Origin of the sequence: Amycolatopsis eburnea, assembly GCF_003937945.1 — a bacterium.
Lineage (GTDB): Bacteria > Actinomycetota > Actinomycetes > Mycobacteriales > Pseudonocardiaceae > Amycolatopsis > Amycolatopsis eburnea.
Map to the genome: position 1 here is coordinate 1 of NZ_RSEC01000026.1, position 1,079 is coordinate 1,079.

The following is a 1,079-nucleotide window of genomic DNA, read 5'->3' on the forward strand; positions in this document are numbered from 1 at the left end:
TGTTGTGCCCTGTGAGGTTGTTGACTCGGGTGATGGGTGGGCGGCCGCCGAGTGCGGTGTGGGCTCGGTGATGGTTGTAGTGGTGCAGGAACTCCGGCAGTGCGTAGGCTCGGTGTTGTGAGCTGGTGAAGGGTTGGGCGTAGGCCCATTCTTCGGCGAGGGTGCGGTTGAAGCGTTCGGCTTTGCCGTTGGTCTGTGGTCGGTCGCGGCGGGTGAAGCGGGCTTGGGCGCCGATCTCGGTCAGGGCATTGCGCCAGGCGTGGGACCGGCGGTAGGCCAGGGCGTTGTCGGTCATGACGCGTTCGATCCGGTCGATGCCCAACTCGGCCAGGGCGGTGGCGGCGCGGCGGAGGAATCCGGCGCAGGTGGCGGCGGTTTCGTCGGGGTGGATTTCGGCGTAGGCGATGCGGGTGTGGTCGTCGATGGCGCAGTGGACGTATTCGTAGCCGACGCGGGTGCCGTAGCGGGCTCGGCGGCGTTCGATGCTGTCGCGGCCGTGTGCGCGCCAGCCGCCGCCGTCGCGGAGCCGGCCGAGTTTCTTCACGTCGACGTGGAGCAGTTCGCCGGGTCGGTCGCGTTGGTAGCGGCGGATCGGCTGGCCGGTGGGGCGGTCCAGCCAGGCCAGTTTCGGCATGTGGTGGCGGGTCAGGACCCGGTGCACGGTTGAGGCATGCAGGTGGAGGATCCCGGCGATGCGGGCCGGGCCCAGCCGGCGGGTCCGGCGCAGGTCGATGATCTGCTGCTCGGTGTGGTCCGGGACGCGCCGTGGTGAGTGGTGTGGCCGGCAGGAGCGGTCGAGCAGGCCTTCATTGCCGTGCTGGCGGTAGCGGCGGACCCATTTGTGTCCGGTCGCTCGGGAGATACCCAGCTCGGTGGCGACGTGGGCGACGGGGCGACCGGCGGTGACCCGGTCGATGAGCAACCTGCGGCCGTGTGGGGTCAACCGGGCGTTACGGTGGGACACGAAGACCTCCGTTGTGATCGGTGATGGCCTCAGACACCAGCACCACACACGGAGGTCTTCGTCGTGATCAACCCGACGCGCCGCTCAACCGTCAACAACGTCCATGGTCACTACA

1 protein-coding gene is annotated in these 1,079 nt (G+C 68.6%); it reads right to left on the minus strand.

Annotation, left to right across the window (positions count from 1 at the left end; all coding sequences use genetic code 11):
- Positions 1–964, minus strand: a 964-nt coding sequence (locus EIY87_RS07645; protein ID WP_125306965.1) for an IS481 family transposase, incomplete at its 3' end; no start/stop codon positions are given.
- Between the last annotated feature and the right edge of the window lie 115 nt (positions 965–1,079).